The 26,280-nt window shown below is 61.7% G+C and carries 25 protein-coding genes; 6 read left to right on the forward strand and 19 right to left on the reverse strand.

Translation table 11 applies throughout. The features are described 5' to 3' along the window. Positions 1 to 56 precede the first annotated feature (56 nt). The 12 genes from HX786_RS27240 to arcD (HX786_RS27295) form a co-directional block, all read right to left on the reverse strand. Positions 57 to 545: an RDD family protein gene (locus HX786_RS27240; RefSeq protein ID WP_003220044.1), complete on the reverse strand. Its 489-nt coding sequence runs from the start codon at positions 543 to 545 to the stop codon at positions 57 to 59. A gap of 95 nt (positions 546 to 640) precedes the next feature. Then, on the reverse strand, positions 641 to 853 hold the full coding sequence (locus HX786_RS27245) for a cold-shock protein (RefSeq protein WP_003220045.1): 213 nt from the start codon (positions 851 to 853) through the stop codon (positions 641 to 643). A 390-nt stretch (positions 854 to 1,243) separates the two neighbouring features. After that, positions 1,244 to 2,368 carry a glycine cleavage system aminomethyltransferase GcvT gene (gcvT, locus tag HX786_RS27250; protein ID WP_003220046.1) on the reverse strand — a complete coding sequence of 375 codons (1,125 nt, stop codon included), beginning with the start codon at positions 2,366 to 2,368 and terminating at the stop codon, positions 1,244 to 1,246. Positions 2,369 to 2,407: 39 nt separating this feature from the next. Continuing rightward, complete coding sequence (locus tag HX786_RS27255; protein ID WP_087692646.1) at positions 2,408 to 3,784, reverse strand: L-serine ammonia-lyase; 1,377 nt, start codon at positions 3,782 to 3,784, stop codon at positions 2,408 to 2,410. 141 nt (positions 3,785 to 3,925) lie between these two features. Further along, entirely contained in the window at positions 3,926 to 6,772 is a 2,847-nt protein-coding gene (gene gcvP / locus HX786_RS27260; RefSeq protein ID WP_177122465.1) for an aminomethyl-transferring glycine dehydrogenase, read from the reverse strand. A gap of 10 nt (positions 6,773 to 6,782) precedes the next feature. Next, positions 6,783 to 7,166 carry a glycine cleavage system protein GcvH gene (gene gcvH / locus HX786_RS27265; protein ID WP_003220049.1) on the reverse strand — a complete coding sequence of 128 codons (384 nt, stop codon included), beginning with the start codon at positions 7,164 to 7,166 and terminating at the stop codon, positions 6,783 to 6,785. A gap of 402 nt (positions 7,167 to 7,568) precedes the next feature. Further along, positions 7,569 to 9,077, reverse strand: a complete 1,509-nt coding sequence (locus HX786_RS27270; RefSeq protein ID WP_102605962.1) for a sigma-54-dependent transcriptional regulator — start codon at positions 9,075 to 9,077, stop codon at positions 7,569 to 7,571. Positions 9,078 to 9,276: 199 nt separating this feature from the next. Next, a complete protein-coding gene (locus tag HX786_RS27275; RefSeq protein WP_003220051.1) occupies positions 9,277 to 9,639 on the reverse strand; it encodes a DUF5064 family protein in 363 nt (120 codons plus the stop codon). Between the two features lie 18 nt (positions 9,640 to 9,657). Beyond that, positions 9,658 to 10,587, reverse strand: a complete 930-nt coding sequence (gene arcC, locus HX786_RS27280) for a carbamate kinase (protein WP_003220052.1) — start codon at positions 10,585 to 10,587, stop codon at positions 9,658 to 9,660. Between the two features lie 64 nt (positions 10,588 to 10,651). After that, on the reverse strand, positions 10,652 to 11,662 hold the full coding sequence (locus HX786_RS27285; RefSeq protein ID WP_003220053.1) for an ornithine carbamoyltransferase: 1,011 nt from the start codon (positions 11,660 to 11,662) through the stop codon (positions 10,652 to 10,654). Positions 11,663 to 11,731: 69 nt separating this feature from the next. Continuing rightward, positions 11,732 to 12,988, reverse strand: coding sequence for an arginine deiminase (gene arcA / locus HX786_RS27290; RefSeq protein WP_003220054.1), 1,257 nt, complete (start codon positions 12,986 to 12,988; stop codon positions 11,732 to 11,734). Positions 12,989 to 13,012: 24 nt separating this feature from the next. Next, positions 13,013 to 14,440, reverse strand: a complete 1,428-nt coding sequence (gene arcD / locus HX786_RS27295; protein WP_003220056.1) for an arginine-ornithine antiporter — start codon at positions 14,438 to 14,440, stop codon at positions 13,013 to 13,015. Between the two features lie 413 nt (positions 14,441 to 14,853). On the opposite strand from arcD (HX786_RS27295), the gene arcD (HX786_RS27300) reads away from it, so the two are divergent. Together arcD (HX786_RS27300) and HX786_RS27305 are read left to right on the forward strand one after the other, a co-directional pair. Further along, a complete protein-coding gene (gene arcD / locus HX786_RS27300) occupies positions 14,854 to 16,281 on the forward strand; it encodes an arginine-ornithine antiporter (RefSeq protein WP_177021743.1) in 1,428 nt (475 codons plus the stop codon). A gap of 2 nt (positions 16,282 to 16,283) precedes the next feature. Further along, on the forward strand, positions 16,284 to 17,147 hold the full coding sequence (locus tag HX786_RS27305) for a DNA-3-methyladenine glycosylase (protein ID WP_177036764.1): 864 nt from the start codon (positions 16,284 to 16,286) through the stop codon (positions 17,145 to 17,147). A 123-nt stretch (positions 17,148 to 17,270) separates the two neighbouring features. On the opposite strand, the gene HX786_RS27310 is transcribed toward HX786_RS27305, so the two are convergent. The 7 genes from HX786_RS27310 to HX786_RS27340 form a co-directional block, all read right to left on the reverse strand. Next, on the reverse strand, positions 17,271 to 18,620 hold the full coding sequence (locus HX786_RS27310) for a CoA transferase (RefSeq protein ID WP_178912866.1): 1,350 nt from the start codon (positions 18,618 to 18,620) through the stop codon (positions 17,271 to 17,273). 40 nt (positions 18,621 to 18,660) lie between these two features. After that, entirely contained in the window at positions 18,661 to 20,004 is a 1,344-nt protein-coding gene (locus tag HX786_RS27315; RefSeq protein WP_003220063.1) for a cell wall metabolism sensor histidine kinase WalK, read from the reverse strand. Between the two features lie 65 nt (positions 20,005 to 20,069). Beyond that, positions 20,070 to 20,534 (reverse strand): Spy/CpxP family protein refolding chaperone, encoded by a 465-nt coding sequence (locus tag HX786_RS27320; protein ID WP_003220064.1) that lies wholly within the window; start codon positions 20,532 to 20,534, stop codon positions 20,070 to 20,072. Positions 20,535 to 20,778: 244 nt separating this feature from the next. Beyond that, positions 20,779 to 21,456 (reverse strand): response regulator transcription factor, encoded by a 678-nt coding sequence (locus tag HX786_RS27325; RefSeq protein ID WP_003220065.1) that lies wholly within the window; start codon positions 21,454 to 21,456, stop codon positions 20,779 to 20,781. A 7-nt stretch (positions 21,457 to 21,463) separates the two neighbouring features. After that, a complete protein-coding gene (locus tag HX786_RS27330) occupies positions 21,464 to 21,871 on the reverse strand; it encodes a hypothetical protein (protein ID WP_003220067.1) in 408 nt (135 codons plus the stop codon). Between the two features lie 106 nt (positions 21,872 to 21,977). Continuing rightward, a complete protein-coding gene (locus HX786_RS27335) occupies positions 21,978 to 22,277 on the reverse strand; it encodes a YciI family protein (RefSeq protein WP_003220069.1) in 300 nt (99 codons plus the stop codon). A 1-nt stretch (position 22,278) separates the two neighbouring features. Further along, on the reverse strand, positions 22,279 to 22,875 hold the full coding sequence (locus tag HX786_RS27340) for a septation protein A (RefSeq protein WP_102369772.1): 597 nt from the start codon (positions 22,873 to 22,875) through the stop codon (positions 22,279 to 22,281). A gap of 87 nt (positions 22,876 to 22,962) precedes the next feature. On the opposite strand from HX786_RS27340, the gene HX786_RS27345 reads away from it, so the two are divergent. From HX786_RS27345 to scpB, 4 genes are all read left to right on the forward strand, one after another. Continuing rightward, complete coding sequence (locus HX786_RS27345; RefSeq protein WP_003220073.1) at positions 22,963 to 23,826, forward strand: PHP domain-containing protein; 864 nt, start codon at positions 22,963 to 22,965, stop codon at positions 23,824 to 23,826. Between the two features lie 13 nt (positions 23,827 to 23,839). Next, positions 23,840 to 24,469, forward strand: coding sequence for an L-threonylcarbamoyladenylate synthase (locus tag HX786_RS27350; RefSeq protein ID WP_003220075.1), 630 nt, complete (start codon positions 23,840 to 23,842; stop codon positions 24,467 to 24,469). A 120-nt stretch (positions 24,470 to 24,589) separates the two neighbouring features. Beyond that, positions 24,590 to 25,288: a ScpA family protein gene (locus HX786_RS27355; RefSeq protein ID WP_173406103.1), complete on the forward strand. Its 699-nt coding sequence runs from the start codon at positions 24,590 to 24,592 to the stop codon at positions 25,286 to 25,288. A gap of 12 nt (positions 25,289 to 25,300) precedes the next feature. Continuing rightward, a complete protein-coding gene (gene scpB / locus HX786_RS27360; protein ID WP_178912867.1) occupies positions 25,301 to 26,260 on the forward strand; it encodes an SMC-Scp complex subunit ScpB in 960 nt (319 codons plus the stop codon). Positions 26,261 to 26,280: the final 20 nt, after the last annotated feature.

Raw genomic sequence — 26,280 nt, forward strand, 5'->3', positions numbered from 1 at the left:
AGCGGAACCAATAGCGGCCATAACCGCAGCAACGGATATGCCCCCAACCTGAAAACCTACTTCTTTTTCTTCGGAACCCGCACCAACCGCGTGTCCGAATAAATGTCATGCCAGCCACGCTTCTGCTTGTCGAACAACGACCAGATAAACCCAAGCCCCAGGCACAACCACGAAGCAATCGACACCACAAACCGCAACAACGCCTGCCACAGACTAATCCGCGACCCATCAGCGTTCTGCACCCGCACCCCCCAAACCTGCATCCCCAGGGTCTGCCCCGAGTGCGTCCAGAACTTGGCAAAAAACCCAAACAACACAAAAAACAAAATCGTCGACAACAGCGGATCACCATCCAGCGCGCCAGACTCAGACAGCGCCCGCAGCTTGGCCTCACCGACAAACCCCATCCACACCAGCTTGTAGATGAAGGCCGTGACGATCAGCAGGGCGGTGCACAACAGGAAGTCATAGAACATCGCTGCCAGACGACGGCCCAGGCCTACGGCGGGAAACTCGCCTTGGGGGCTCAGCAGGTGTTTCGACATGGCATGGCTCTCGGCAGGAAAAAAGCCATTTTACGGAAGAACGCCCATAAAAAAGCCCCTGATGTCATATCAGGGGCTTTTTGTCGCAGCAAGGATCAGCCTTCTGCTTGTACTTCGTCGGCTTGCATGCCTTTCTGGCCTTGCACCGCGATGAAGGTCACTTTCTGGCCTTCTTTCAGGCTTTTGAAGCCGTTGCCCTGAATAGCGCGGAAGTGGACGAACAGATCCGGACCGCTTTCTGGAGTGATAAAACCAAACCCTTTTTCGTCGTTAAACCACTTGACGGTACCGCTCTGACGATCAGCCATTTTCTTATTTCCTTGACGCAAAAAAATTAATGACAGCCCCTTTCACATGAAAGAGTACTGGGCTGGGTTGCAGGAAAGTAAGAGACGTCGAACGGGTTGTAGCAAACTTTGGCTACTGCCCAGGTCCAGGTTCAAAGCGACCCATGCAAACACAGTGGGCAAACTCTACGCCAACTAATACAGAAAAAACAAGCCCCGGCAAAACCCCAGGTTTTGCTCGGCCTCGTTACACTTCTGTCCACAATGTGGAACGCGTTTATTCGATAGAATTCGTCACTTGTTATAGGTGACTGAACATAACATTGACTATCGTCAATGCACTTTAATGTGGCGGTTGCGTTACAGATTAGTGCACGTTAACGCAACCGCGTTACTTATAGGAACAGTCAATCAACCACGGTAGTAACGTTGTGGTACGAATGGCATTTTACTTACACGTAGTGGCACCTTTTTCCCACGTACCAACGCAGATACTTCGGTATCCAGTGCGATGAAAGCGCTGTCCAGATAACCCATGGCCAGCGGGCCGCCCAGGCTCGGGCCAAAACCGCCGCTGCAGACGCTGCCGATCACGGTGCCGTGTTCGTCGACGATTTCTGCGCCTTCACGGACCGGCGTGCGTTCCTGTGGCAACAGGCCTACGCGTTTGCGGCTGACGCCGGTTTGTTGCTGGGTGAAGATCGCATCGGCGCCCGGGAAGCCACCGGCGCGTGCGCCATCAGCACGACGGGCCTTGGAAATTGCCCACAACAGGCTGGCTTCAATCGGCGTGGTCTCGGTGTTCATGTCATGGCCATAAAGGCACAGGCCGGCTTCCAGGCGCAGGGAGTCGCGGGCGCCCAGGCCGATGGCCTGTACTTCGGTTTCGGCCAGCAGGCTGCGGGCCAGGGCCTCGGCGTTCGCGGCCGGTACCGAGATTTCGAAGCCGTCTTCGCCGGTGTAGCCCGAGCGGCTGACGTAACAATCCACGCCCAGCAGGCGGGTCGGTGCGAATTGCATGAAGGTCATGTGCTTGACCTCCGGCGCCAGGCGCGCCAGCACGCTGACGGCAGCCGGGCCTTGCAGGGCCAGCAGGGCGCGTTCCTCGAACAGTGGCTCGATGGTGCACTGGTCACCGATGTGCTGGCGCAGGTGGGCCAGGTCCTGGTCCTTGCAGGCGGCGTTGACCACCAGGAACAGTTCGTCGTTACCCAGGTTGGCGACCATCAGGTCATCCAGGATGCCGCCTTGCTCGTTGGTGAACATCGCATAACGCTGCATGCCCACCGGCAGGTCGATGATGTCCACCGGCACCAGGGTTTCCAGGGCCTTGGCGGCACCGGCGCCGGTCAGGCGGATCTGGCCCATGTGCGACACATCGAACAACCCGGCTTGTTCACGGGTGTGCAGGTGTTCTTTCATCACGCCCAGCGGGTATTGCACCGGCATGTCGTAGCCGGCGAAGGGCACCATGCGCGCGCCCAGTTCGATGTGCAGGGCGTGCAACGGGGTTTTCAACAGGGTTTCGGTGGACATATTCAGCTCCTGAAAAACGTGCAGACGCGCTTATAGGCGTCAGCACTCGATAATGTTGACCGCCAAACCGCCACGGGCGGTTTCCTTGTATTTGCTTTTCATGTCAGCGCCGGTCTGGCGCATGGTGCGGATGACCTTGTCGAGGGACACGAAGTGTTGCCCGTCGCCGCGCAGGGCCATGCGCACCGCATTGATGGCCTTGACCGAACCCATGGCGTTGCGCTCGATGCAGGGCACCTGCACCAAGCCGCCGATGGGGTCGCAGGTCAGGCCGAGGTTGTGTTCCATGCCGATCTCGGCGGCGTTCTCCACCTGGGAAACCGTACCGCCCAACACTTCACACAGGGCGCCGGCAGCCATGGAGCAGGCCACGCCGACTTCTCCCTGGCAGCCGACTTCGGCGCCGGAGATCGAGGCGTTCTCCTTGTACAGAATACCGATGGCCGCGGCGGTGAGCAGGAAGCGCACCACCCCGTCTTCGCTGGCCCCCGGGATAAAGCGCATGTAGTAGTGCAACACAGCCGGCACAATCCCGGCGGCACCGTTGGTGGGCGCCGTCACCACGCGCCCGCCATTGGCGTTTTCTTCGTTGACCGCCAGGGCGTACAGGTTGACCCAGTCCAGCACCGACAGCGGGTCGCGCAGCGCCGATTCCGGGTTCTTGCACAGTTGGCGATGCAACGCGGCGGCGCGGCGCTTGACCTTCAGCCCTCCCGGCAAAATCCCTTCGTTGCGACAGCCCGCGTCCACGCAGTCCTGCATCACCTGCCAGATCTTCAGCAGGCCGGCGCGGGTTTCCGCTTCCGGGCGCCAGGCGCTTTCATTGGTCAGCATCACCTGGCTGATGGACAGCCCATAGGTGGCGCAATGGCCGAGCAAGTCCTTGGCACTTTTGAACGGGAACGTCAGGGGCGTGGCGTCTTCGACAATCCGGTCGTGGCCGGCGGCGTCTTCATCCACTACAAACCCGCCGCCCACCGAGTAGTACTCCCGGCTGCGAATCTGCAAGCCGGCGGCGTCGAAGGCGCGGAAGATCATGCCGTTGGGATGATAGGGCAGGGGTTTGCGAATCATCGCCAGGTGTTCTTTCTCGTTGAACGCAATGCTGTGTTCGCCGAGCAGGTTCAAGCGTGCGTTGCCGCGAATTTCCAACAGGCGGGCGGCAACGGTTTCGGTGTTCACGGTATCCGGGTGCTCGCCTTCCAGGCCCAACAATACGGCCTTGTCACTGCCGTGGCCTTTGCCGGTGGCGCCGAGTGAGCCGTAGAGCTCCACCTTGACGCAGGTGGTGGCGCCCAGCAGGTTGTCGCGCTTCAGTCCCTCGACGAATCGAGCGGCAGCGCGCATCGGGCCGACGGTGTGAGAGCTGGAGGGGCCGATGCCAATCTTGAACAGGTCGAACACGCTTAAAGACATGGTTGTTCTCCGGTTTCTTATTATTGATCGGATGTACGCGGTCCAATGTGGGAGCGGGCTTGCTCGCGAAAGCGGCGGGTCAGTCACCAGATGTATCAACTGACACTCCGCATTCGCGAGCAAGCCCGCTCCCACATCAGGTTACGCGTAGCTCTCGATCGACGGGCAAGCGCACACCAGGTTGCGATCGCCAAACACGTTGTCGACCCGGCCAACCGGCGGCCAGTACTTGGCTTCGATCAACGACGCCACCGGGTACACCGCTTGTTCACGGCTGTATGGGTGGCTCCATTCGCCAACCAGTTCCGCGGCAGTGTGTGGCGCGTTTTTCAGCGGGTTGTCGTCTTTGTCCAGCGAGCCATTTTCCACCGCGCGGATTTCTTCGCGGATGGCGATCATCGCGTCGCAGAAGCGGTCCAGTTCTTCCCGGGATTCGCTTTCGGTCGGCTCGATCATCAGGGTGCCGGCCACCGGGAACGACATGGTCGGCGCATGGAAACCAAAGTCGATCAGACGCTTGGCCACGTCATCCACGCTGATGCCGCTGCTGTCTTTCAACGGGCGCAGGTCGAGGATGCATTCGTGGGCCACCAGGCCGTTGCTGCCGGTGTACAGCACCGGGTAGTGCTCTTCCAGGCGACGGGAAATGTAGTTGGCATTCAAAATCGCCAACTGCGAAGCGCGCTTGAGGCCTGCGCCGCCCATCATGCTGATGTACATCCAGGTGATCGGCAGGATGCTCGCGCTGCCGAACGGTGCGGCGCAGACCGCGCCTTCCTTGCGTTCCATCGCGGCATGGCCGGGCAGGAACGGCGTCAGGTGGGATTTGACGCCAATCGGGCCGACGCCCGGGCCGCCACCACCGTGGGGAATGCAGAAGGTCTTGTGCAGGTTCAAGTGGGACACATCGCCGCCGAACTTGCCCGGGGCGCAGAGGCCGACCATCGCGTTCATGTTGGCGCCGTCGATGTACACCTGGCCGCCGTTGTCGTGAATGATCCCGCAGATTTCGCGGATGCCTTCTTCGAACACGCCATGGGTGGACGGGTAGGTGATCATCAGCGCAGCGAGGTGCTCGCGGTGCTCGATAGCCTTGGCACGCAGGTCGTCGATGTCGACGTTACCGCGTGCATCGCAGGCGGTGACCACGACGCGCATGCCGGCCATGTTGGCGGTGGCCGGGTTGGTGCCGTGGGCCGACGACGGGATCAGGCAGATATCGCGGCGTTCTTCGCCACGGCTCTGGTGATAGGCACGGATGGCCAGCAGGCCGGCGTATTCGCCCTGGGAACCGGCGTTCGGTTGCAGGGAAATCGCGTCATAACCGGTGGCCGCGCAGAGCATGGCTTCCAGTTCGGTCGTCAGTTGCTGGTAGCCGGCGCTTTGCGAGGCCGGGGCGAACGGGTGCAGGGCACCGAACTCGGCCCAGGTCACCGGGATCATTTCGCTGGCGGCGTTGAGCTTCATGGTGCACGAGCCCAGCGGGATCATGGTGCGATCCAGGGCCAGGTCCTTGTCGGCCAGTTTGCGCAGGTAGCGCATCAGCTCGGTTTCGGAGTGGTAACGGTTGAACACCGGGTGGCTGAGAATCGGCGACTGGCGCAGCAGGGCGGCCGGCAGGGTGCTTTCAACGCTGGCAGCCAATGCGGCGAAGTCCGGCAGGGCTTTACCGCCGGCGAACACGCTCCACAGGGTTTCGATGTCGGCTTGGGAGGTGGTTTCGTCCACCGACAGGCCAACGCGTTCGCCGTCGACCACACGCAGGTTGATGCGCTGGGCGCGAGCCTTGTCGTGCAGGGCAGCAGTTTGCGCGCCGGTCTTGATGGTCAGGGTGTCGAAGAAGTGGGCTTGTTCAACCGCCAGGCCCAATGCGCCCAAGCCTTTGGCGAAGATCGCGGTCAGGTGGTGAATGCGGTTGGCAATCTGGGTCAGGCCTTTCGGGCCGTGGTACACGGCGTACATGCTGGCAATGTTGGCCAACAGCACTTGGGCGGTGCAGATGTTGCTGGTGGCCTTCTCGCGGCGGATATGTTGCTCGCGGGTCTGCATGGCCAGGCGCAGGGCCGGCTTGCCGAAACGGTCCACGGAGACGCCGACCAGGCGGCCCGGCATGTCGCGCTTGAACGCATCCTTGGTGGAGAAGTACGCCGCGTGCGGGCCACCGAAGCCCAGCGGCACGCCGAAGCGTTGCGCGCTGCCGATGGCCACGTCGGCGCCGAACTCACCCGGCGGGGTCAGCAGGGTCAGGGCCAGCAGGTCGGCGGCCACGGCCACCAGCGCATTGGCGGCGTGGAAGCGCTCGGTCAGTTCGCGGTAGTCGAACACGTCACCGTTGCTGGCCGGGTATTGCAGCAGGGCGCCGAAGAAGGCGCTGACGTCGGTCAGTTCACGCTCGTCGCCCACCACCACGTCGATGCCCAGCGGCTCGGCACGGGTGCGCAATACGTCGAGGGTTTGCGGGTGGCTGTGCACGGAGGCGAAGAACGCGTTGCTGCCTTTGTTCTTGCTCAGGCGTTTGCAGAAGGTCATGGCTTCGGCAGCGGCGGTGGCTTCGTCCAACAGCGAGGCGTTGGCGATCGGCAGGCCGGTGAGGTCGCTGATCAGCGTCTGGAAGTTCAGCAGCGACTCCAGGCGGCCCTGGGAAATCTCCGGCTGATACGGCGTGTAGGCGGTGTACCAGGCCGGGTTTTCCAGCAGGTTGCGCAGGATCGGCGACGGTGTGTGGCAGTTGTAGTAGCCCTGGCCGATGTAGGTCTTGAACAGCTCGTTCTTGGCGGCGATCGCCTTGATCGAAGCCAGTGCGTCGGCTTCGCTCAGGCCGTCGCTCAGGCCCAGCACAGCGGTGCCCTTGATGCTTTCCGGGATCACGCTGGCGCTCAGGGCTTCCAGGGAATCAAAGCCCAGGGTGGCGAGCATGTGTTGCTCGTCGTCCTGGCGCGGGCCGATGTGGCGGGCGATGAATTCGTTGGCGGTGGTCAGATTAGTCATGGCGCGCTCCTCAGGCTTCAGCGTTGGCTTTGATCAGGCGGTCATACGCATCCTGATCCAACAGCTTAGCTACTGCGTCGGCATCAGCCGGTTTAAAGCGGAAGAACCAGCCTTCGCCCATCGGGTCTTCGTTGACCAGCTCGGGGCTGCCGTCCAGCTTGTCGTTTACTTCGAGGACTTCGCCGTCCAATGGCATGTATACGCCGCTGGCGGCCTTGACCGATTCAACGGTGGAGGCTTCTGCCCCTTTGTCGTAGGACTGCAGCTCAGGCAGTTGCACGAAAACCACATCACCCAGCGCGTTCTGCGCAAAAGCGGTAATGCCCACGGTCACGCTGCCGTCGGCTTCGGCGCGCAGCCATTCGTGATCTTCAGTAAAGCGCAACTCGCTCATGGAAACTCCTCAGGGCCAGATTCGTCTGGTGGACGGGATTGGAATAATGGGGAGTTGCTTAGCAAAATTGCGGCCAATGTTTTTTTATCGTTATAAAACAATTAGTTACTGATTATGGCGGGTGATGTTCGGAAGGTGGTTGTAGCGATATCGCTACAGCTGGACGGGTGAAAAAAAGCCTATGAGGATCAAAGCCTTGCATGGCGACGCCTACGACGGTGTGTATCGATATCGTTCCACTGTAGCGCTTTCAGTACGGGCGGAGGTCGCTTTTGAGGGCGCCGTAGATCAAATGTGGGAGCGGGCTTGCTCGCGAAAGCGGTATGTCAGTGCCGAATGTATTGACTGACCCAACGCATTCGCGAGCAAGCCCGCTCCCACATGTTGATCGCGTGCAGTCAGTCAGGGCTTGTTGGGAATGCCGTACTTGCGCAAGCGGTGGGCAATGGCGGTGTGGGAGGTTTGCAGGCGGCTGGCCAGCTGGCGCGTGGACGGATAGCTGACATAGAGCTTCTCCAGCAACCCGCGCTCGAAGTCTTCCACCGCCTGCTCCAGGCTGTCGACTTCACCATCGTTCTGCCGCGCCACCGAGGTGCCGGCGATGTCCAGGTCGCCGATGTCCACCAGGCTGCTTTCGCAAATGGCCGCGGCGCGGAAGATCACGTTCTGTAATTGCCGCACGTTGCCCGGCCAGCGGTTGCCCAGCAGCGCCGGGTAGGTGCCCGGCGCCAGGCGGCAGACCGGGCGCTGGATCTGCGCGCAGGCCTGCTGCATGAAGTAGCGGGCCAGCAGCAGGATGTCCTGGCCGCGCTCGCGCAGGGGCGGCACTTCGACGTTGAGCACGTTGAGGCGGTAGAACAGGTCTTCGCGGAAGGTGCCTTCGCTGACCATCTTTTCCAGGTCGCGGTGGGTGGCGCTGAGGATCCGCACATTGACCTTCACCTCACGGTCGCCGCCCACCCGGCGGAAGCTGCCGTCGTTGAGAAACCGCAGCAGCTTGGCCTGCAAGTACGGCGACATCTCGCCGATCTCGTCGAGGAACACCGTGCCCTGGTTGGCCAGTTCCATCAGCCCCGGCTTACCGCCACGCTGGGCACCGGTGAAGGCGCCGGGGGCGTAGCCGAACAGTTCGCTCTCGGCCAGGTTCTCCGGCAGCGCCGCGCAGTTCAGGGCCAGGAACGGCGCGCTGTGGCGTGCGCTGATGGCGTGGCAGGCACGGGCCACCAGCTCCTTGCCGGTGCCGGTCTCGCCCTGGATCAACAACGGTGCATCCAGCGCCGCCACCCGTTGCGCCCGCGCCTTGAGGGTGCGGATCGCCGGGGACTCGCCCAACAACGCGTCGAAACCTTCGGCGTGGTCATGGTGCAGCGCCGACAGTTGTTCGCCGATGCGGTTGGGTTGGTACAGGGTCAGCAGGGCGCCGGCGTCGGTGATCGGCGTGGCGTCCAGCAGCAGGGTCTGGCCGTTGACGCTGATTTCCCGCAGTGCCAGGCGAAAGCCGTGTTCCAGCAGGGTGGCCAGCAGGGTTGGGTCGTCGAACAGTTCGTTGATGCTTTCCCCGGCGGGTTCACGACCGTATAAGGCGATCAGCGCCGGGTTGGCCAGCAGGATCTTGCCGGCGCTGTCCAGGGCCAGTACCGGGTCGGTCATGGCGGCGAGCAGGGCATCGAGTTGCAGGTGCTGGCGCTGGCCGGGGAGGATGTCGACCACGGTCACGGCTTGCACGCCGCGCACGCTGAACAGTGCATCACGCAGCTCTTCCAGTACCTCGGCACTCAAGGTTGGCGCGTCGATGTAGACGTTGGGCGGAACCATTTCCACCGCATCCAGGTTCAGATTGCGCCCACCGAGCAAGGCCAGGACTTCCTGGGTGATGCCGACGCGGTCGATGAAGCTGACGTGGATACGCATGGGGCTGTTTTTGGTTCTGGCGAGCGAGAGGTGGCAAGTATGCCTTGGAGAAGATAGAGATCAAAATGTGGGAGCGGGCTTGCTCGCGAATGCGGTGTGTCAGTCACCGGATGTATCAACTGATACACCGCATTCGCGAGCAAGTCGAATCGTCGCACCGCCGCTCCCACATTTGATGGTTGGTGCCTGGGAAATCGGGTTATTCGAGGTGTTCGGGTTTGACCGGATCCCCAGGCTTCACATCCAGCTGATGCCGCACATCCTCAAACATCAAATCGTACTGCTTGTGCATCTGGCCATTGAGCACGGCAATCTTCGGCATGCCGTACTTCTGCGCGATGTTCATCGCCTGCCGGGCGAAGTCGAACGACTGGTCCTTGGGCAGGAAGAACTCTTCCTTGAGCTCCTTGCCCTGCACCGTGCCGTGCATCTTGAAGAGCATTCCCTTGCCTTCCTTTGGGTCCTGGCTGACTTCGTAGTCGATGCACAGGTTGTAGCTGTAGTCATCCTTGTTCAGCGCGTGGCGTTCGATGTGCAGGTGACCAGGTTCAAAGGTAGCCATAGGCGTTTCTCCTCTACTTCACAGGTAGGTGATGCCAGGTTTTGCGGTACTGATGCGGGTGCCGGCGCTGCCCTGGACAATCGCTTCGATGTCCGAGAGTGAACCGATCACTGCGGTTTTTCCAGTCTGGCGGGCGAACTCGCACGCGGCCTGGACCTTGGGTCCCATGGAGCCGGCAGCGAAGCCGAGCTTTTCCATTTCGTCCGGGTGTGCCTGGCCGATGGCTTTCTGGGTGGGCTTGCCGAAGTCGATAAAGGCGGCATTGACGTCGGTGGCGATCACCAGCAAATCGGCGTCCAGTTGCCCGGCCAGCAACGAGGAGCACAGGTCTTTGTCGATCACGGCTTCAATGCCCTTGAGCTTGCCGTCTTCGCCATACATCGTCGGAATCCCGCCGCCACCGGCGCAGATCACGATGCTGCCTTTTTCCAGCAGCCACTGGATCGGGCGGATTTCAAAGATCCGTTTTGGCCGTGGGCTGGCCACCACGCGGCGATACTTGTCGCCATCGGGGGCAATCGCCCAGCCTTTTTCAGCGGCCAGTTTTTCCGCCTCGGCTTTGGAGTACACCGGGCCGATGGGTTTGGTCGGGTTCTGGAAGGCCGGGTCCTTGGCGTCCACTTCCACCTGGGTCAGCAGCGTGGCGAACGGCACTTCGAAGTCCAGCAGGTTGCCCAGTTCCTGTTCGATGATGTACCCGATCATGCCCTCGGTTTCGGCTCCCAACACATCCAGCGGGTAAGGTGAAACCTGGGTGTAGGCGGCAGCCTGCAGCGACAGCAGGCCCACTTGCGGGCCATTGCCGTGGGCAATCACCAGCTCGTTACCTTTGTGGATCTTGGCGATCTGTTCGGTAGCGATACGGATATTGGCCCGTTGATTGTCTGCGGTCATGGGTTCACCACGGCGCAGAAGGGCGTTGCCGCCCAGTGCAACGACGATACGCATATAAGGTTGTCCTTCCAGAATCCAGCGTTGTGAACACCGGGCCAAATGTGGGAGCGGTATTGGTTTAGATATCCGCCAGCGCCGACACCAGGATCGCCTTGATGGTGTGCATGCGGTTTTCCGCCTGTTCAAAGGCAATGTTGGCCGGGGACTCAAACACTTCTTCGGTCACTTCCACGCCATTGGCCAGGTTTGGATAACGCGCGGCGATGTCCTTGCCGACCTTGGTTTCGCTGTTGTGGAACGCCGGCAGGCAGTGCATGAATTTCACCCGTGGGTTGCCCGAGGCTTTCATCATCTTGGCGTTGACCTGGTACGGCAGCAGTTGCTCGATGCGCTCGTCCCACGCTTCCACCGGCTCGCCCATGGACACCCAGATATCGGTGTGGATGAAGTCCACGCCTTTCACCGCTTCCTTCGGGTCTTCGGTGATGGTGATGCGCGCGCCGCTTTCCTCGGCAAATGCCTGGCACTGCTTGATGAAATCAGCATGGGGCCACAGGGCTTTCGGTGCGCCGATGCGCACGTCCATGCCCAGCTTGGCGCCAATCATCAGCAGCGAGTTGCCCATGTTGTAGCGGGCGTCGCCCAGGTAGGCATAGCTGATGTCATGCAGCGGCTTGTCGCTGTGCTCGCGCATGGTCAGGGTGTCGGCGATCATCTGGGTGGGGTGGAATTCGGCGGTCAGGCCGTTGAACACCGGCACCCCGGCGAACTTGGCCAGCTCTTCGACGATTTCCTGTTCAAAGCCACGGTACTCGATGGCATCGAACATCCGGCCGAGGACGCGGGCGGTGTCTTTCATGCTTTCTTTGTGGCCGATCTGCGACGACACCGGGTCGATGTAGGTGACGTGGGCACCCTGGTCGTGGGCCGCGACCTCGAACGCGCAACGGGTGCGGGTCGAGGTTTTTTCGAAGATCAGCGCGATGTTTTTGCCCTTCAGGTGCGGACGCTCGGTGCCGGTGTATTTGGCGCGCTTGAGGTCGCGGGACAGGTCCAGCAGGTAGTGCAGCTCGCGAGTGGTGTGGTGCATCAGCGACAGCAGGCTGCGGTTGCGCATATTAAAAGCCATGGTGGATCTCCTTCTGTTTAGGTTATCCCCCTGGCCGGCGCCTTATGAGCGGCGGCCAGGGTTTGAATATCAGTAGTCGATTGGGTCGCGAATGATCGGGCAGGTCATGCAGTGGCCGCCGCCACGGCCACGGCCGAGTTCACCGGCGCTGATGGTGATGACTTCCACACCGGCCTTGCGCAGCAAGGTGTTGGTGTAGGTGTTGCGGTCGTAGCCGATCACCACGCCAGGCTCCACGGCCACTACGTTGTTGCCGTCATCCCACTGCTCGCGCTCGGCGGCGAAGCTGTTGCCGCCGGTTTCCACCACACGCAGGGCCTTGAGGTTCAGGGCGGCGGCGACGGTGTCGAGGAAGTTGGTTTTTTCGCGCTGGATGTCGATGCCGCCGGGCTTGGTCTCGTCCGGGCGCAGGGTGAAAGCGACGATCTGGTTGACCACTTCCGGGAAGATCGTGACCAGGTCGCGGTCGCAGAAGCTGAACACGGTGTCGAGGTGCATCGCCGCGCGGGATTTTGGCAGGCCGGCGACGATCACACGCTCCACGGCCTTGTGCTTGAACAGGTTCAGGGCGAGTTGGCCGATGGCCTGGCGCGAGGAACGCTCGCCCATGCCGATCAACACCACGCCGTTACCAATCGGCATCACGTCGCCGCCTTCCAGGGTGGCGTTGCCGTGTTCCTGGTCAGGGTCGCCGTACCACACCTGGAAGTCCGCGTTGGTGAACTCGGGGTGGAATTTGTAGATGGCGCTGGCCAGCAGGGTTTCCTGGCGTCGCGCCGGCCAGTACATCGGGTTCAGCGTCACGCCACCGTAGATCCAGCAGGTGGTGTCGCGGGTGAACTGGGTGTTGGGCAGCGGCGGCAGGATGAAGCTTGAGTGGCCGAGGAAATCGCGGAACATCTCGATGGTCTTGCCACCGAAACTGCTCGGCAGGTCATCGGCCGACACGCCACCGATCAGGTACTCGGCGACCTTGCGCGGCTCCAGGCTGCGCAGCCACGAGCTGACCTCATTGACCAGCCCCAGGCCCACCTGGTTGGCGGTGATCTTGCGCTCCAGGATCCAGTCCAGCGCTTCGGGGATGGCGACGATGTCGGTCAGCAGGTTGTGCATTTCCAGCACATCGATGTCGCGCTCGCGCATCTTGGTCACGAAGTCGAAGTGGTCGCGCTTGGCCTGGGCTACCCACAGCACGTCATCGAACAGCAGTTCATCGCAGTTGTTTGGGGTCAGCCGCTGGTGGGCCAAACCTGGGGAGCACACCATGACTTTGCGCAGTTTGCCGGCTTCGGAATGTACGCCGTACTTCACTTTTTCCGTGGTCATTACAGATCCTCCAGTGAACAATAATTACAGGGTCAGGAAGCCGGAGTAGAGGCCATAGCCCGCCACGAGGGCGCCTATGACGACTGCGGCGAAAATCAGCTTCTCGACGTTGGTGAAAATCGGTTTGCCCAGTTCATGCTTGGCCATGGCGAACAGGATCACGCCAGGGGCGTAGAGCAGGGCGGACAGCAACAGGTACTTGGTGCCACCGGCGTACAGCAGCCAGACCGCGTAGATCAACGCGATGGCGCCGATCAGCAGGTCTTTCCTGCGTTCGCCCGGGGCGCTTTCATAGGTTTCACCGCGCACCGCCAGCAGCAGTGCATAGGCCGCCGACCACAGGTAAGGCACCAGGATCATCGAGGTGGCGAGGTAGATCAGCGACAGGTAAGTGCTGGCCGAGAACAGCGTGATCACCAGGAAAATCTGCACCATGGCGTTGGTCAGCCACAGGGCGTTGGCCGGCACGTGGTTGGCGTTTTCCTTACGCAGGAACTCCGGCATGGTGTGGTCCTTGGCGGCGGCGAACATGATCTCCGCACACAGCAGCACCCACGACAGCAGCGCCCCCAGCAAGGAAATGATCAAGCCGACGCTGATCAATACCGCGCCCCAGTGACCCACCACGTGCTCCAGCACGGCGGCCATCGACGGGTTTTGCAGCTTGGCCAATTCCGGTTGGGTCATGATCCCCAGGGACAGCACGTTCACCAGCATCAGGAACAGCAGCACGGTGATAAAACCAATCACCGTGGCCTTGCCGACGTCGGAGCGTTTTTCGGCGCGGGACGAGAAGATGCTCGCACCCTCAATGCCGATGAACACCCAGACGGTGACCAGCATCATGTTGCGCACCTGGTTCATCACGCTGCCCAGGTCCGGGTTTTTCACGCCCCAGATGTCGGCGGTGAAGATGTCCAGCTTGAACGCGAAGAGCGCGATCAACACAAACAGCACCAGTGGCACCACCTTGGCGATGGTGGTCACCAGGTTGATGAACGCGGCTTCCTTGATCCCGCGCAGTACCAGGAAGTGCACGGCCCACAGCAGCACCGACGCGCCGATCACCGCCGCCGGGGTGTTGCCTTCGCCGAAGATGGGGAAGAAGTAACCGAGGGTGCTGAACAGCAGCACGAAATAGCCGACGTTGCCCAGCCAGGCACTGATCCAGTAACCCCAGGCGGATGAGAAACCCATGTAGTCGCCAAACCCGGCCTTGGCGTAGGCATAGACCCCGCCGTCGAGGTCGGGCTTGCGATTGGCCAGGGTCTGGAACACGAACGCCAGGGTCAACATGCCCACGGCGGTGATCACCCAACCAATCAGTACCGCGCCGACATCGGCGCTGGCCGCCATGTTTTGCGGCAGTGAGAAGATCCCGCCACCAATCATTGAACCCACGACAAGTGCAACCAGTGCGCCGAGTCGAAGTTTTCCGGGAGATTCAGACATCGCATGACTCCAATGCAGGAGAAGAGAGACCACAGAATAAATCCGTGCGCTAATCAAACAGCTGACTCAGATCACTTCATTGGCACATTCCATTGTGAATTAATGACTTATGATGAAAGGTACGCGCGCTCAAGTGCCTCGCAGAGGCTCGTCGTAGAGCGGTTCTGCGTTTTAAACAACAGGTTTTCTCATTAGCGTGGACCTTTGAAGCTAGCCCGTATTTGCAGATATGCAAACTTTTACAGCGCAGCGTTATTTAAATTATAAATTTGCCTTAACGCTGTTTATTGTCATGCCTTTAAGTTATGAAGCAGGCGCCTTTATTGGCTATATCTAATAAACGCTGCGCCGGCTTAATAAATTAGTTGAGTGCACAGTTGTTGGCTCAATGGTTGTTTTGTTCAGGAGTATTCATGTCCCAATCCTCGGAAAAGCTGCGCCTCAATGCCTTGATCGCCCTGGTGGTGGGCTCGATGATCGGCGGCGGGATTTTCTCGTTGCCGCAGAACATGGCGGCGCGGGCCGAGGTAGGCGCGGTGTTGATTGGCTGGGGCATTACCGCCGTGGGCATGCTGACCCTGGCCTTTGTGTTCCAGACCCTGGCCAACCGCAAGCCGGAACTGGATTCCGGCGTATACGCGTACGCCAAGGCCGGGTTTGGCGACTATATGGGTTTCTCGTCGGCCTGGGGCTACTGGATCAGTGCCTGGATGGGCAACGTCGGTTACTTCGTGTTGCTATTCAGTACCCTCGGCTACTTTTTTCCGGTGTTCGGCCAGGGCAATACCCCGGTGGCGATTGGCTGCGCATCGGTGTTGTTGTGGGCGGTGCATTTCCTGGTGATGCGCGGGATCAAGGAGGCGGCGTTCATCAACCAGATCACCACCGTGGCCAAGATCGTACCGCTGGTGATGTTTATCGTGATCGCCGCCGTGGCATTCAAGGCCGATATCTTTACCCGGGATATCTGGGGCCTGAGTAATCCGAATTTCGGCGGCGTGGTGGATCAGGTGCGCAACATGATGCTGGTCACGGTGTTTGTGTTTATCGGCATCGAGGGCGCCAGTGTCTACTCGGCGCGGGCCGAGAAACGCTCGGACGTGGGCCGGGCCACGGTCATCGGTTTCCTGGGGGTGTTGGCGCTGCTGGTATTGGTCAACCTGCTGTCGCTCGGGATCATGAGCCAGCCGGAACTGGCCAAGCTGCAAAACCCGTCCCTGGCCGGGGTGCTGGAACATATCGTCGGCCCGTGGGGCGCGCTGTCGATCAGCATCGGCCTGGCGGTTTCGCTGTTGGGCGCGCTGCTGTCGTGGGCCTTGCTCTGCGCCGAAATCCTCTATGCCACCGCCCATGACAAGACCATGCCGGCGTTCCTGAAAAAGGAAAACGTCAATCAGGTGCCGGTCAATGCGTTGTGGCTGACCAATGTAATGATCCAGCTGTTCCTGGTGATCACGCTGTTTTCGGAAAGCACCTACACCACCCTGATCTACCTGGCGTCGTCGATGATCCTGGTGCCCTATCTGTGGTCGGCGGCGTATGCGGTGCTGTTGAGCGGCCGCGGTGAAACCTACGAAGGCGCCCATGGCGAACGCACCAAGGACCTGCTGGTGAGCCTGATCGCCCTGGCCTATGCGGTGTGGCTGCTCTACGCCGGTGGCCTGAAGTACTTGCTGCTGTCGGCGCTGCTGTATGCACCGGGCGTGATCCTGTTTGCCCTGGCCAAGCGCGAGCAGGGCCAGCCCTTGTTTACCCATCTGGAAAAAGGCATTTTCGCCTGCGTGATCGCCGGGGCGAGCCTGGCGGCGTATGGGTTGTACAGCGGGGTATTGTCGTTGTGAGAATGCAGCTGGCGTATCAGGCGCCGTATGACTGGGCGGCGATGTTGGGCTTTTTGTCGGCGCGGGCGATCAGCGGGATGGAGACGGTGGACGCAGGCGTTTACTCGCGCAGTATCAGTGTCGACGGTCAGCAGGGTTGGCTCAGTGTGTCGCCTGGGGCCGGTGATTGGCTTGAGGTAACGGTGGGCTTCCCCGACCCGGCAGCGTTGCCGGAAATTGAGCGGCGGTTACGGGACATGTTTGACCTGTCGGCTGACCCGAAGCGGATCAACCGGCAACTGGCGAATGATCCCTTGATGGCGAGCTTGGTGGCGGCGCGTCCTGGCTTGCGGGTGCCGGGAACCTGGGATGGGCTGGAGTTGGCGATCCGCGCGGTGTTGGGCCAGCAGATTACCGTGGTGGCGGCGATCAAGCTGGCGGGCGAGCTGGTGGCGCAGTACGGCACGCCGCTGGTGACGCCCCATGCCGGTGTGACCCATGTGTTTCCTTCGGCCGAGGTGCTGGCAGCCGCAGATTTGGCAACCCTCGGCATGCCGAAAAGTCGCGGGCGTACCTTGTCGGGCGTGGCCCAGGCGTTGCTGGATGACCCGCAGATCTTCCAGGCGAAGGCGAACCTGAAGGAAGGCGTGGCGCGGTTGGTCGCATTACCCGGGATTGGTGACTGGACGGCGCAGTACATCGCCATGCGCCAGATGCGCGAGCAGGATGCGTTTGCCTCGGGGGATATCGGTTTGATCAATGCGCTGGTGGCGCTGGAAGGCGGGCCGGTGAGCCCGCGCCAGTTGCTGGCGCGGGCTGAGGCCTGGCGACCGCTTAGAGCCTATGCGGCGCAGCATTTGTGGACATCACTGAGCCGCGCGGATTGATTCTGCGTACCTGTGGCGAGGGAGCTTGCTCCCGCTGGGGCGCGAAGCGGCCCCATTGACCCAAAAGCTGGGGCCTGCTGCGCAGTCCAGCGGGAGCATGCTCCCTCGCCACAGGATCTTCGGTCACCACTGAGGGCGGTGTGAGCCCAATTCCCCTGCGGGCAAGTCCCACTGCAACGGTGTCCCGCTGATGGTCACCGGGGGCAGCAAGCGGTGGGCCGGGCCCCAGGCGGTTTGCTCCACCACCAAGCCTTGATCACCCGGTTCTTCGGCCCGCAGCGGTAGTTGTTCAGGGACTTGTCCTGCGTCCACCAACAGCTTTGCCGTGCGCGCGAGGGACAACAGTGCCGAACCGCCGCGGCCGGATTTCAATCGTTCACTCAACGCCTGAATCGCACTGGCCGCCATCAAATACCCGGTGGCGTGGTCCAGCGCCTGCAACGGCAGCGGCACCGGTTTGTCCGAGTTTTTCCACTGCCTGCCAGCCTCGGCAATCCCGGTGCTCATCTGCACCAGGCTGTCGAACCCCCGGCGATTGCGCCACGGGCCGCTCCAGCCGTAAGCGTTGAGGCTGGCGTCGATCAGGCCAGGCGCGAGGGCTTGCAGCGCAGCCTCACCGTAGCCCAACTGTTCCAGTGCATCGGCGCGGTAGCCGTGCAGCAGAATGTCGGTGTCCTTGAGCAGGTTTTCGAAGATCAGGCGGTCGTCGGGTTTTTTCAGGTCCAGGCGGGCGCAACGTTTGCCCAGGGTCATTTCCGGCACCACGCCGGGTTCGTTCCAGTCAGGGGAATCGATGCGCAGTACATCGGCGCCGAGGCCAGCCAGAAAACGACTGGCGGTGGGGCCGGCCAATACGCGCGTCAGGTCCAGCACCTTGATGCCCGCCAGCGGCCTTGCCACCGAGCCCAGCCAGGGTTTGTCGCTGAGGGCTGCAAAGGTCTGGCGATGGACCAGCGGTTCCTGATTGACCGCCAAGCCTTGTGGATGAACTTGCCAGTCTTGCCATGAGCGCATCTGCGCCGCACAGCCGTTCGCCTCGACAATCGCCTGTTCCAGCTCGGCAGCGGTCCATGGCGCAACCTTCGCGGCCATTGCTTCACGGTCAGCGACCTGCCCGAGTACGCGCTCGGCGGCGGCACGGTGATGCGGTGCATTGGTGTGCAGGCGAATCCAGCCATCGGTGCAGGCGTAGTCGCCGGCAATCGGGTCCCACAGCGGCGGGGTGGTCCAGCCGTCGGGGCGCAGCGAGGAGGAGAACCAGAACGAGGCGAGGCGCCGGTCCACGGTCACCGAGGGCAGGCGCCCGGTTTGCTGCAACAGCAACTGGGCGACCGCCTGGCCCGCTGCACCGATGCTGGCGCTGGCCAGTTCGGTGACGGCAAAGGTCGAGGGCAGGGCGCCGACTTCGGTTAAGGCCAGTGGGGTGACGGGTAAATCGAGTGCTTCCTGGATGGGGGTGAGCAGATCAGTCATCAAAGGCCCTCCTAATGAGAAGGACCATCATAGAAGATCATCAGGGTTGAATGACAACCCCCGGCTCCAGCGGCAGGTCCACGCTGGCGATAAAGCCGCCGCCTTGATGATTGGCCAGGATCAGGCTGCCGCCATGGCGCTCTGCGGCGCGCCGCGCAATGGCCAGGCCCAGGCCATGGCCCTGGGCGGTTTGCCCCGGGGCGCGGTAAAACGGCTCGCCGAGTTGGCTCAGGTGTTCGGCATCCACGCCGGGGCCGTGGTCGCGCACACTGATCACAATGCGTTCGCCCTGGCGTCTGGCTTCCATTTCAATCGGTTGGCCGGGGGGGTTGAAGCGTTGGGCGTTGCGCAGCAGGTTATCCACCGCGCGTTCGATCATGGTCGGCCAGCCCTTGAGGTGCAGCCCGGCCTCGGCATCCAGCTGCACGGGTTGGTCCGGCGCGCCGAGCAAGGCGTCTTTTTGCAGGGTCCGGAGCAACGGGTTGAGGTCGATGTCTTCGGCACTGGCGTTATCGGCGTCCACCCGGGCGAGTACCAGGATTTCGCTGATCAACGCTTCCAGGCGGTCGCATTCGCGGGTCAGGCGCGGCCAGAGTTTTTCCCGCGCTTCGGGGGTGGCCCGTTCTGCCAGGGCCAGGGCGATCCGCAGGCGGGCCAGGGGCGAGCGCAGTTCATGGGACACATCCCGCAGCAACTGGCGCTGGCTGCCGATCAGGCTTTGCAGGCGGGCGCCCATGCGGTTGAAGTCGGTGGCCAGTACGCCGAATTCATCGCGACGGTTGGCCAGCCGCGCCAGGCTGTTCTGCTGATAGGTGGTCTGGCCCAGGTCGTGCACTGCGCCGCGCAGGCGGCTGAGGGGGCGGGTGATGGACAACGTCACCAACAGGCTGAACAGGGTCAGCACCACCAGCGCAATCGCCAGGGCACTTAACGGCCAGAGCAGGCTGCTACGGTGCCAGGCGTCCAGTTCCGGGTGGGGAATGCGGTAGATCAGCAGGTAGGTGTCGCCGGTTTTTTCGCTGGTGTACTCGGCGGTCAGCCGGCGCCAGGGCAGGTGGCGGTCCTGGCTGTCGTTTTGCCGGGCTTCGAGGGCGGCGGCGCGGCGCGGGAAGGTGCCGCGCACCACAGGCTCGCCGCTTTCGTTAAGCACTTGCACGTCAATGTGGTACTGACGCTTGCGCTGCTGCAGCAGCTCCTGGGCGGCGTCCTCGCCCTGGGCCTCGTAAAGCTGCGTCCATTCCTGCGCGAGGTTATTGAGCCCAGGGTGGCGGCTGAGAATCCAGGCGTCCTGGTTGAGCATATGCCCAAGCAGGATCGACAACCCGGCAACCAGGGCGATGGCCAGCCAGAAGCTGGCAAGGACGCGCCAGAACAATGAACGCACAAGAAATCCTCAAACAGGAAAAGCCCAGCGGCGGTGGCCACTGGGCTGGGAGTGAAGCTAGATCATTATTGCGCTTTTTGCGGCTGCTGGGCTTTCCAGGCCTGGAATTCCTTCCACTCGGCGCGGCGCTCGGCTTGTTTCTTCACGATCTCGTCGAATTTCTTCTGTTGATCGGGTTTCAGCACGCCACGGATGTCGGTCTGGGTTTTCTGCTTGGCGGCCGCCATTTCGTCTTTCATGGCTTTCTGATCAGCGGCTGGCAGTTTGTCCAGGTACTTGCGCACCAACTCTTTGCGAGCGTGCCATTGCTGGCCCATCAACTTGCCGATCTGCTGGCGCTGTTCAGGGCTCAGGTCCAGCTGGCTGAAAGGGCCACCTTTGCCCCGCATGCCGTGTTCACCGCCGTGACCTGGGCCACCCATCATGTGGCCTTCAGGGCCGCCCATCGGGCCTGGGCCTTCTGGCGCAGCGGCCATGGCAACGGTTGGCAGGGCAGCAGCGAACATCAAAGCGATAAGGGTCTTGCGCATGGTGATTCTCCTGTCTCTATTCCGGTGAGTCCGGATGTGAGTAGATTACGGAGATCAAGGTCAGCGGCAGTCAGGGGACGGTAAAGCTTGGGTAAAGAGGATTTTGGGCGGGGCTGACAAAACTATTGGCGACCGTAGCAACTGTCGAGCCTTGGCGAGGCTGCGAGGCAGGCGCTGCGGTCTGACACCTGTACCGAGGAGATGCTGTCGCAGCCTCGCCGAGGCTCGACAGCTGCTACGCGGGCTAGAGGCTGTAGTAATAGCCGCGGCTACGCAGCGCCACGATCCGTGGCCGGCCATCCGGGTGCGGGCCGATTTTCTTGCGCAGGTTGCTGACGTGCATGTCCAGGCTGCGGTCATACAGGGTCAGCTTGCGGCCCAGGGCGATTTGCGCCAGTTCCTGCTTGTCCAGCGGCTCGCCGGGCTGGCGCAGCAAGGCTTCCAGCAGGCGGCTTTCGGACACGGTCAGGGCAAATTCCTGTTCATCGATAGTGACCACGCCACGCACCGGGCTGAAGCACAGGTCGCCCAGCTCCAGCTGAGTGGACACGGCGGCCGGGTGGCTGCGGCGCAGCACGGCGCGCAGGCGCGCGGTCAGTTCACGAGGATCGCAGGGTTTGGCCAGGTAGTCGTCGGCGCCCAGTTCCAGGCCGAGGATCCGGTCCAGGGGTTCGCCCCTGGCCGAGAGCATCAGCACCGGCAGTTCCGGGTGGTCGCTGCGCAATTGCTTGAGCAGCTCCAGGCCGCTGCCGTCGGGCAGCATCACGTCGAGCACCACGGCCGCCGGGGCGGCTTCGGCCAATGCCTTGCGGGCGCTCAAGCCGTCATGGCAGGCGCGCACCTGGAAACCTTCCTGGCTCAACCAACTGGTCAGCAGCTCACAGAGCTCCTGGTCATCATCTATCAGTAACAGCTCGCTCATGACTCACTCAATTTAGCCATTGTCGACGGCGCCGGTGCCCGCCACTGGCGAAGATCCCGCATAACAGGGCGATCAGCGCGACTGCCCCGCCGGTCACGAACCATTGTTGTTGCTCGGTAAGCCAGCGTGGCAAGGCACTGCCCTGTGCTTCTTTGAGTTGCTGGACCAGGCGTTGGTTCTCCTGGCGCAGTTTACTCAGTTGGGTACTTTCCCGCGTGGCGTCAGCACTTTGCAATTGCTTGCTCAGCTCATCGCGCTGGCGTTCGCTCTCTTTCAAACGTTGCTGCAAATCGGTGATCTGGCTGCCGGCACTCAAGGACAGGGGCGTGGAACTGCCGGTGTTCGAGGTTTCTTCAGCGTGGGCCGTAGCCCCGATCATTAACACTGCCAACAGACACAACTGACGTAAGCGCATCGGAACTCCTGATTCCACACGAATATTCAGAACGTTGTCGGCAGGTTACCGGGAATAATGAGCGTTTAGGAGTGCGCTGAAGCCATTTGGTTCAGCGCGCAACGAATCAAGGCAGGACTTGCTTGAACGGTTTGACCAGCACCTGGGCGTACACGCCGGCCGCTACATACGGATCAGCATCGGCCCAGGCTTGTGCCGCCGCCAGGGAGGCGAACTCGACAACCACCAGGCTACCGGTGAAGCCGGCATCTCCCGGGTCGTTGCTGTCTACCGCAGGATGCGGGCCGGCCAGTACCAGGCGGCCTTCGGCTTGCAGCTGTTTCAGGCGCTCGACGTGGGCCGGGCGTACGGACAGGCGTTTTTCCAGGGAGTTGGCGACGTCGGTGGAAATGATGGCGTAGAGCATGTCAGTCCTCGGTTTTCGGCGTGGTAGGGTCGGTGTCATGCAGGTGGCGCGACAGGTAGATACCCTGGCCGACCAGGAACAGCACGGTCATGCCCAGGCTGCCGAACACCTTGAAGTCCACCCAGTAGCTCTGGAAGGTAAAGGCGACGAACAGGTTGGCGGCGCCGCAGAACAGGAAAAACACGATCCAGGCGATGTTCAGGCGGGTCCATACCGGGTCTGGCAAGGTCAGCGCGTGGCCCATGATCCGCTTGATCAGCAGGCGATCACCGATGAAGTGGCTGCCGATAAAGGCCAGGGCGAACAGCCAGTTGACCACCGGGGCTTTCCATTTAAGGAAGGTTTCGCTGTGGAAGGCCAGGGTCAGGCTGCCGAACACAAGGCAGGCGACCAGGGTCAGCCACTGGCTTTTTTCCAGCTTGCGCTGGGAGATGAAGAGCGCGCCGTAGACCACCACGGAGCTGATGATCAGCACCGCCGTGGCGCTGTAGATGCCGCCGACGGTCAGCTCGTGGCCGGCAAGATCGATAACGCGAGGGTCGGTTTTGTAAACGATGAAAAACAGCAACAGCGGGATGAAGTCGATGAATTGTTTCACAGTAAGAGCCAGAAGCTGGATGTGGCGGCATAATAACAAACATCCTTGGTAGCGAAAGCGCCAGCTGACTTGAGGTTACACAGTCCCGTGAATGTTGATTTGCACTGCCATAGCACAGCCTCCGACGGCGCCCTGGCGCCCGCGGTCCTGGTTGCGCGTGCGTTTGAAAAAGGCGTGCGAGTCCTGTCGTTGACCGACCACGACACCCTCGAAGGCCTGGCAGAGGCCCGCGAGGCGGCGCATGCGTTGGGCATGCAACTGGTCAACGGGGTTGAATTGTCCTGCACCTGGGGCGGCGCAACCATCCACGTATTGGGCTACGGTTTCGACGTCAACGCGCCGCCGCTGGTGGAGGCCATCGCCAAATTGCACGATGGCCGCTGGCTGCGGTCCGAAGAAATAAGCCGCAAGCTGGCCCTCAAGGGCATGCCCAACGGCCTGGAAGGCGCCCGCGCCATCCAGCAGGAACTGGGTGACAGCGGCAACGCCCCGGCCCGCCCGCACTTTGCCGACTGGATGGTGCGTGAAGGTTTTGTAAAGGATCGCGCCGAAGCGTTCCGCAAATGGCTGGGTGCCGGCAAGCTGGGGGACGTCAAGCAACACTGGCCAACCCTGGAAGACACCGTTGGCACACTGCGGGCAGCAGGTGCCTGGGTCAGCCTGGCGCATCCGTGGCATTACGATTTCACCCGCAGCAAGCGTCGCAAGCTGATTGGCGACTATATTGGAGCGGGCGGCCACGCAATCGAAGTGGTCAACGGGCATCAACCCGCCGAGCAGGTAGGCAGCCTGGCGATTCTTGCCCGCGAATTTGGTCTGCTGGTCAGCGCCGGCAGTGATTTTCATGGCCCCGGCGGCTGGTCCGAGATTGGCGAGTACCGCGCCGTTCCGGAAGATTTGCCGCCCCTTTGGTGTCGCTTCAAACATGACCCCATTATTGCCACCGTCTGAACAGGTAGAACACGTGAGTCAATTCTTCCAGATTCATCCGGAAAACCCGCAGGCGCGCCTGATCAAACAGGCCGTGGAGATCATCCGTGCCGGTGGCGTGGTGATCTACCCCACGGATTCGTCCTACGCCATCGGTTGCCAGATCGGCGACAAGAATGCGGTCGAGCGCGTAAGACGCCTGCGTGACCTGGACAAGAACCACAACTTCGCACTGATTTGCAGCGACCTGTCCCAGCTGGGGCTGTTCGCCAAGGTCGACACCGGCACCTTCCGCCTGCTCAAGGCGCACACGCCGGGGCCCTACACCTTCATCCTCAACGCCACCCGCGAAGTGCCGCGCCTGCTGCTGCACCCGAAGAAGCGCACCATCGGCCTGCGGGTGCCGGAACACCCGATCGCCCTGGCGCTGCTGGCCGAACTCGGTGAGCCGCTGATGAGTGTGTCGCTGATCCTGCCGGGGGAAGAAGAGCCGTTGTACGACCCTTATGAAATGCGCCGGCTGCTGGAAAAACACGTCGACCTGATCATCGACGGCGGCTACGGCGGCAACAAGGCCTCCACCGTGATCAACCTGGCCGATGGCGAGCCGGAAGTGGTGCGTGTGGGGTGTGGCGACCCGGCACCGTTCATGGTCGAGGCCTGAATGTCGGCCGTGGAAGCCGTCGACAGCCAGGCGGGCGCCCAGCAGGAACTGCCATTTGCCATGGTCTACGGCCAGGCCGTGATGGAAATGCCGCTGGACCTGTACATCCCGCCGGATGCGCTGGAAGTCTTCCTCGAAGCCTTCGAAGGTCCGCTGGACTTGCTGCTGTACCTGATCCGCAAGCAGAACATCAATATCCTCGACATCCCGGTGGCGGAAATCACCCGCCAGTACATGGGCTACGTCGAACTGATGCAGACCGTGCGCCTGGAACTGGCCGCCGAATACCTGGTGATGGCCGCGATGCTCGCGGAAATCAAGTCACGCATGCTGCTGCCGCGCTCGGAGACTATCGAGGCGGAAGAGGATGACCCCCGCGCCGAACTGATCCGCCGCCTGCAGGAGTACGAGCGCTTCAAGGCCGCGGCCGAAGGCATCGACGGTTTGAGCCGGGTCGGCCGCGATGTGGTGGTGCCCAAGCTCGACGCCCCGGAAGCCCGGGCGCGCAAGCTGCTGCCGGACGTGAGCCTGGAAGAGTTGCTGATGTCCATGGCCGAAGTACTGCGCCGTGGCGATATGTTTGAAAGCCACCAGGTCAGCCGCGAGGCACTGTCCACCCGTGAACGCATGAGTGATGTGCTGGATCGCCTCAAGGGCGGCGGGTTTGTGCCGTTTGTCGAACTGTTTACCAAAGAAGAAGGGCGCCTGGGGGTAGTCGTGACCTTCATGGCAATCCTCGAATTGGTCAAGGAATCCTTGGTCGAGCTGGTCCAGAATGAGCCTTTTGCGGCTATCCACGTGCGGGCGCGAGCCGAATAAAGAGCTGAATCGATGAATCTGACTGAACCCCGCGAACTGGCCCCGCTGCTGGAAGCCTTTCTCCTGGCCTCGGGCAAGCCGCAATCCCTGGAACGCCTGTTCGAACTGTTTGAAGAAGCCGAGCGCCCTGAGCCGCCGGTGTTCAAGAAGGCCCTGGAAATTCTGCGCAAGTCCTGCGACGGCCGTGCCTTCGAGCTGCGGGAAGTGGCTTCCGGGTATCGTCTGCAAATTCGCGAGAAGTTCTCGCCGTGGGTTGGCCGTCTGTGGGAAGAACGCCCGCAGCGCTATTCCCGCGCGATGCTGGAAACCATGGCGCTGATCGCCTATCGCCAGCCGATCACCCGGGGCGAGATCGAAGACGTGCGCGGCGTGGCGGTCAACAGCCATATCGTCAAGACGTTGCTGGAGCGGGAGTGGATCAGGGTCGTTGGCTACCGCGACGTGCCCGGCAAGCCGGCGATGTTTGCCACTACCAAGGTGTTCCTCGACCACTTCAACCTGAAAAACCTCGACGACTTGCCGCCGCTGGCCGAGCTGCGGGAGATGGAGTCGGACCCGGTCCTGGATTTCGACGACGCACCGGTGCCCGCCGGGTTGCAGGAGCTGGCCGACGCCAGCGCCGAGCCGGAAGAGCCGAAGGACGAAACCAGTTTCCACACATTGTTGCTGGAACTGGATGACATGGAGCAGGGCATCAAGACCGACTTCGATGACTTGCTGCGTGATGGTGCGGTCAGTGACGGTGAGCAGGAGCCTGCGCTGCAACTGAACGTTGAGGTTGAGCTGCCAGTCGAAGTTGAAGATGAGCCCGAGCCTGAACCCGAGGAGGACATCCTCGGCGTCGCCGAAGCGCGTGCCAAACTGCTGGCCGCCGTCGCAGCGCTCGAACAACCGCCGCTGAGCGACGAAGAAGACGAAGCCCGCGCCCTGGCCGAAGCCATCGAAAACGAACGCCGCCAATTCGAAGACTGACGCAGAACAAAATGTGGGAG

This window comes from Pseudomonas sp. 21615526 (genome assembly GCF_013386245.1).
Taxonomy (GTDB): Bacteria; Pseudomonadota; Gammaproteobacteria; order Pseudomonadales; family Pseudomonadaceae; genus Aquipseudomonas.

Excerpts from the sequence above, each read along its gene's own strand:
- HX786_RS27240 (WP_003220044.1), bottom strand. The coding sequence starts at position 545 with ATGTCGAAACACCTGCTGAGCCCCCAAGGCGAGTTTCCCGCCGTAGGC.
- HX786_RS27245 (WP_003220045.1), bottom strand. The coding sequence starts at position 853 with ATGGCTGATCGTCAGAGCGGTACCGTCAAGTGGTTTAACGACGAAAAA.
- gcvT (WP_003220046.1), bottom strand. The coding sequence starts at position 2,368 with ATGTCCACCGAAACCCTGTTGAAAACCCCGTTGCACGCCCTGCACATC.
- HX786_RS27255 (WP_087692646.1), bottom strand. The coding sequence starts at position 3,784 with ATGTCTTTAAGCGTGTTCGACCTGTTCAAGATTGGCATCGGCCCCTCC.
- gcvP (WP_177122465.1), bottom strand. The coding sequence starts at position 6,772 with ATGACTAATCTGACCACCGCCAACGAATTCATCGCCCGCCACATCGGC.
- gcvH (WP_003220049.1), bottom strand. The coding sequence starts at position 7,166 with ATGAGCGAGTTGCGCTTTACTGAAGATCACGAATGGCTGCGCGCCGAA.
- HX786_RS27270 (WP_102605962.1), bottom strand. The coding sequence starts at position 9,077 with ATGCGTATCCACGTCAGCTTCATCGACCGCGTCGGCATCACCCAGGAA.
- HX786_RS27275 (WP_003220051.1), bottom strand. The coding sequence starts at position 9,639 with ATGGCTACCTTTGAACCTGGTCACCTGCACATCGAACGCCACGCGCTG.
- arcC (WP_003220052.1), bottom strand. The coding sequence starts at position 10,587 with ATGCGTATCGTCGTTGCACTGGGCGGCAACGCCCTTCTGCGCCGTGGT.
- HX786_RS27285 (WP_003220053.1), bottom strand. The coding sequence starts at position 11,662 with ATGGCTTTTAATATGCGCAACCGCAGCCTGCTGTCGCTGATGCACCAC.
- arcA (WP_003220054.1), bottom strand. The coding sequence starts at position 12,988 with ATGACCACGGAAAAAGTGAAGTACGGCGTACATTCCGAAGCCGGCAAA.
- arcD (WP_003220056.1), bottom strand. The coding sequence starts at position 14,440 with ATGTCTGAATCTCCCGGAAAACTTCGACTCGGCGCACTGGTTGCACTT.
- arcD (WP_177021743.1), top strand. The coding sequence starts at position 14,854 with ATGTCCCAATCCTCGGAAAAGCTGCGCCTCAATGCCTTGATCGCCCTG.
- HX786_RS27305 (WP_177036764.1), top strand. The coding sequence starts at position 16,284 with ATGCAGCTGGCGTATCAGGCGCCGTATGACTGGGCGGCGATGTTGGGC.
- HX786_RS27310 (WP_178912866.1), bottom strand. The coding sequence starts at position 18,620 with ATGACTGATCTGCTCACCCCCATCCAGGAAGCACTCGATTTACCCGTC.
- HX786_RS27320 (WP_003220064.1), bottom strand. The coding sequence starts at position 20,534 with ATGCGCAAGACCCTTATCGCTTTGATGTTCGCTGCTGCCCTGCCAACC.
- HX786_RS27325 (WP_003220065.1), bottom strand. The coding sequence starts at position 21,456 with ATGAGCGAGCTGTTACTGATAGATGATGACCAGGAGCTCTGTGAGCTG.
- HX786_RS27330 (WP_003220067.1), bottom strand. The coding sequence starts at position 21,871 with ATGCGCTTACGTCAGTTGTGTCTGTTGGCAGTGTTAATGATCGGGGCT.
- HX786_RS27335 (WP_003220069.1), bottom strand. The coding sequence starts at position 22,277 with ATGCTCTACGCCATCATTTCCACCGACGTCGCCAACTCCCTGGAAAAA.
- scpB (WP_178912867.1), top strand. The coding sequence starts at position 25,301 with ATGAATCTGACTGAACCCCGCGAACTGGCCCCGCTGCTGGAAGCCTTT.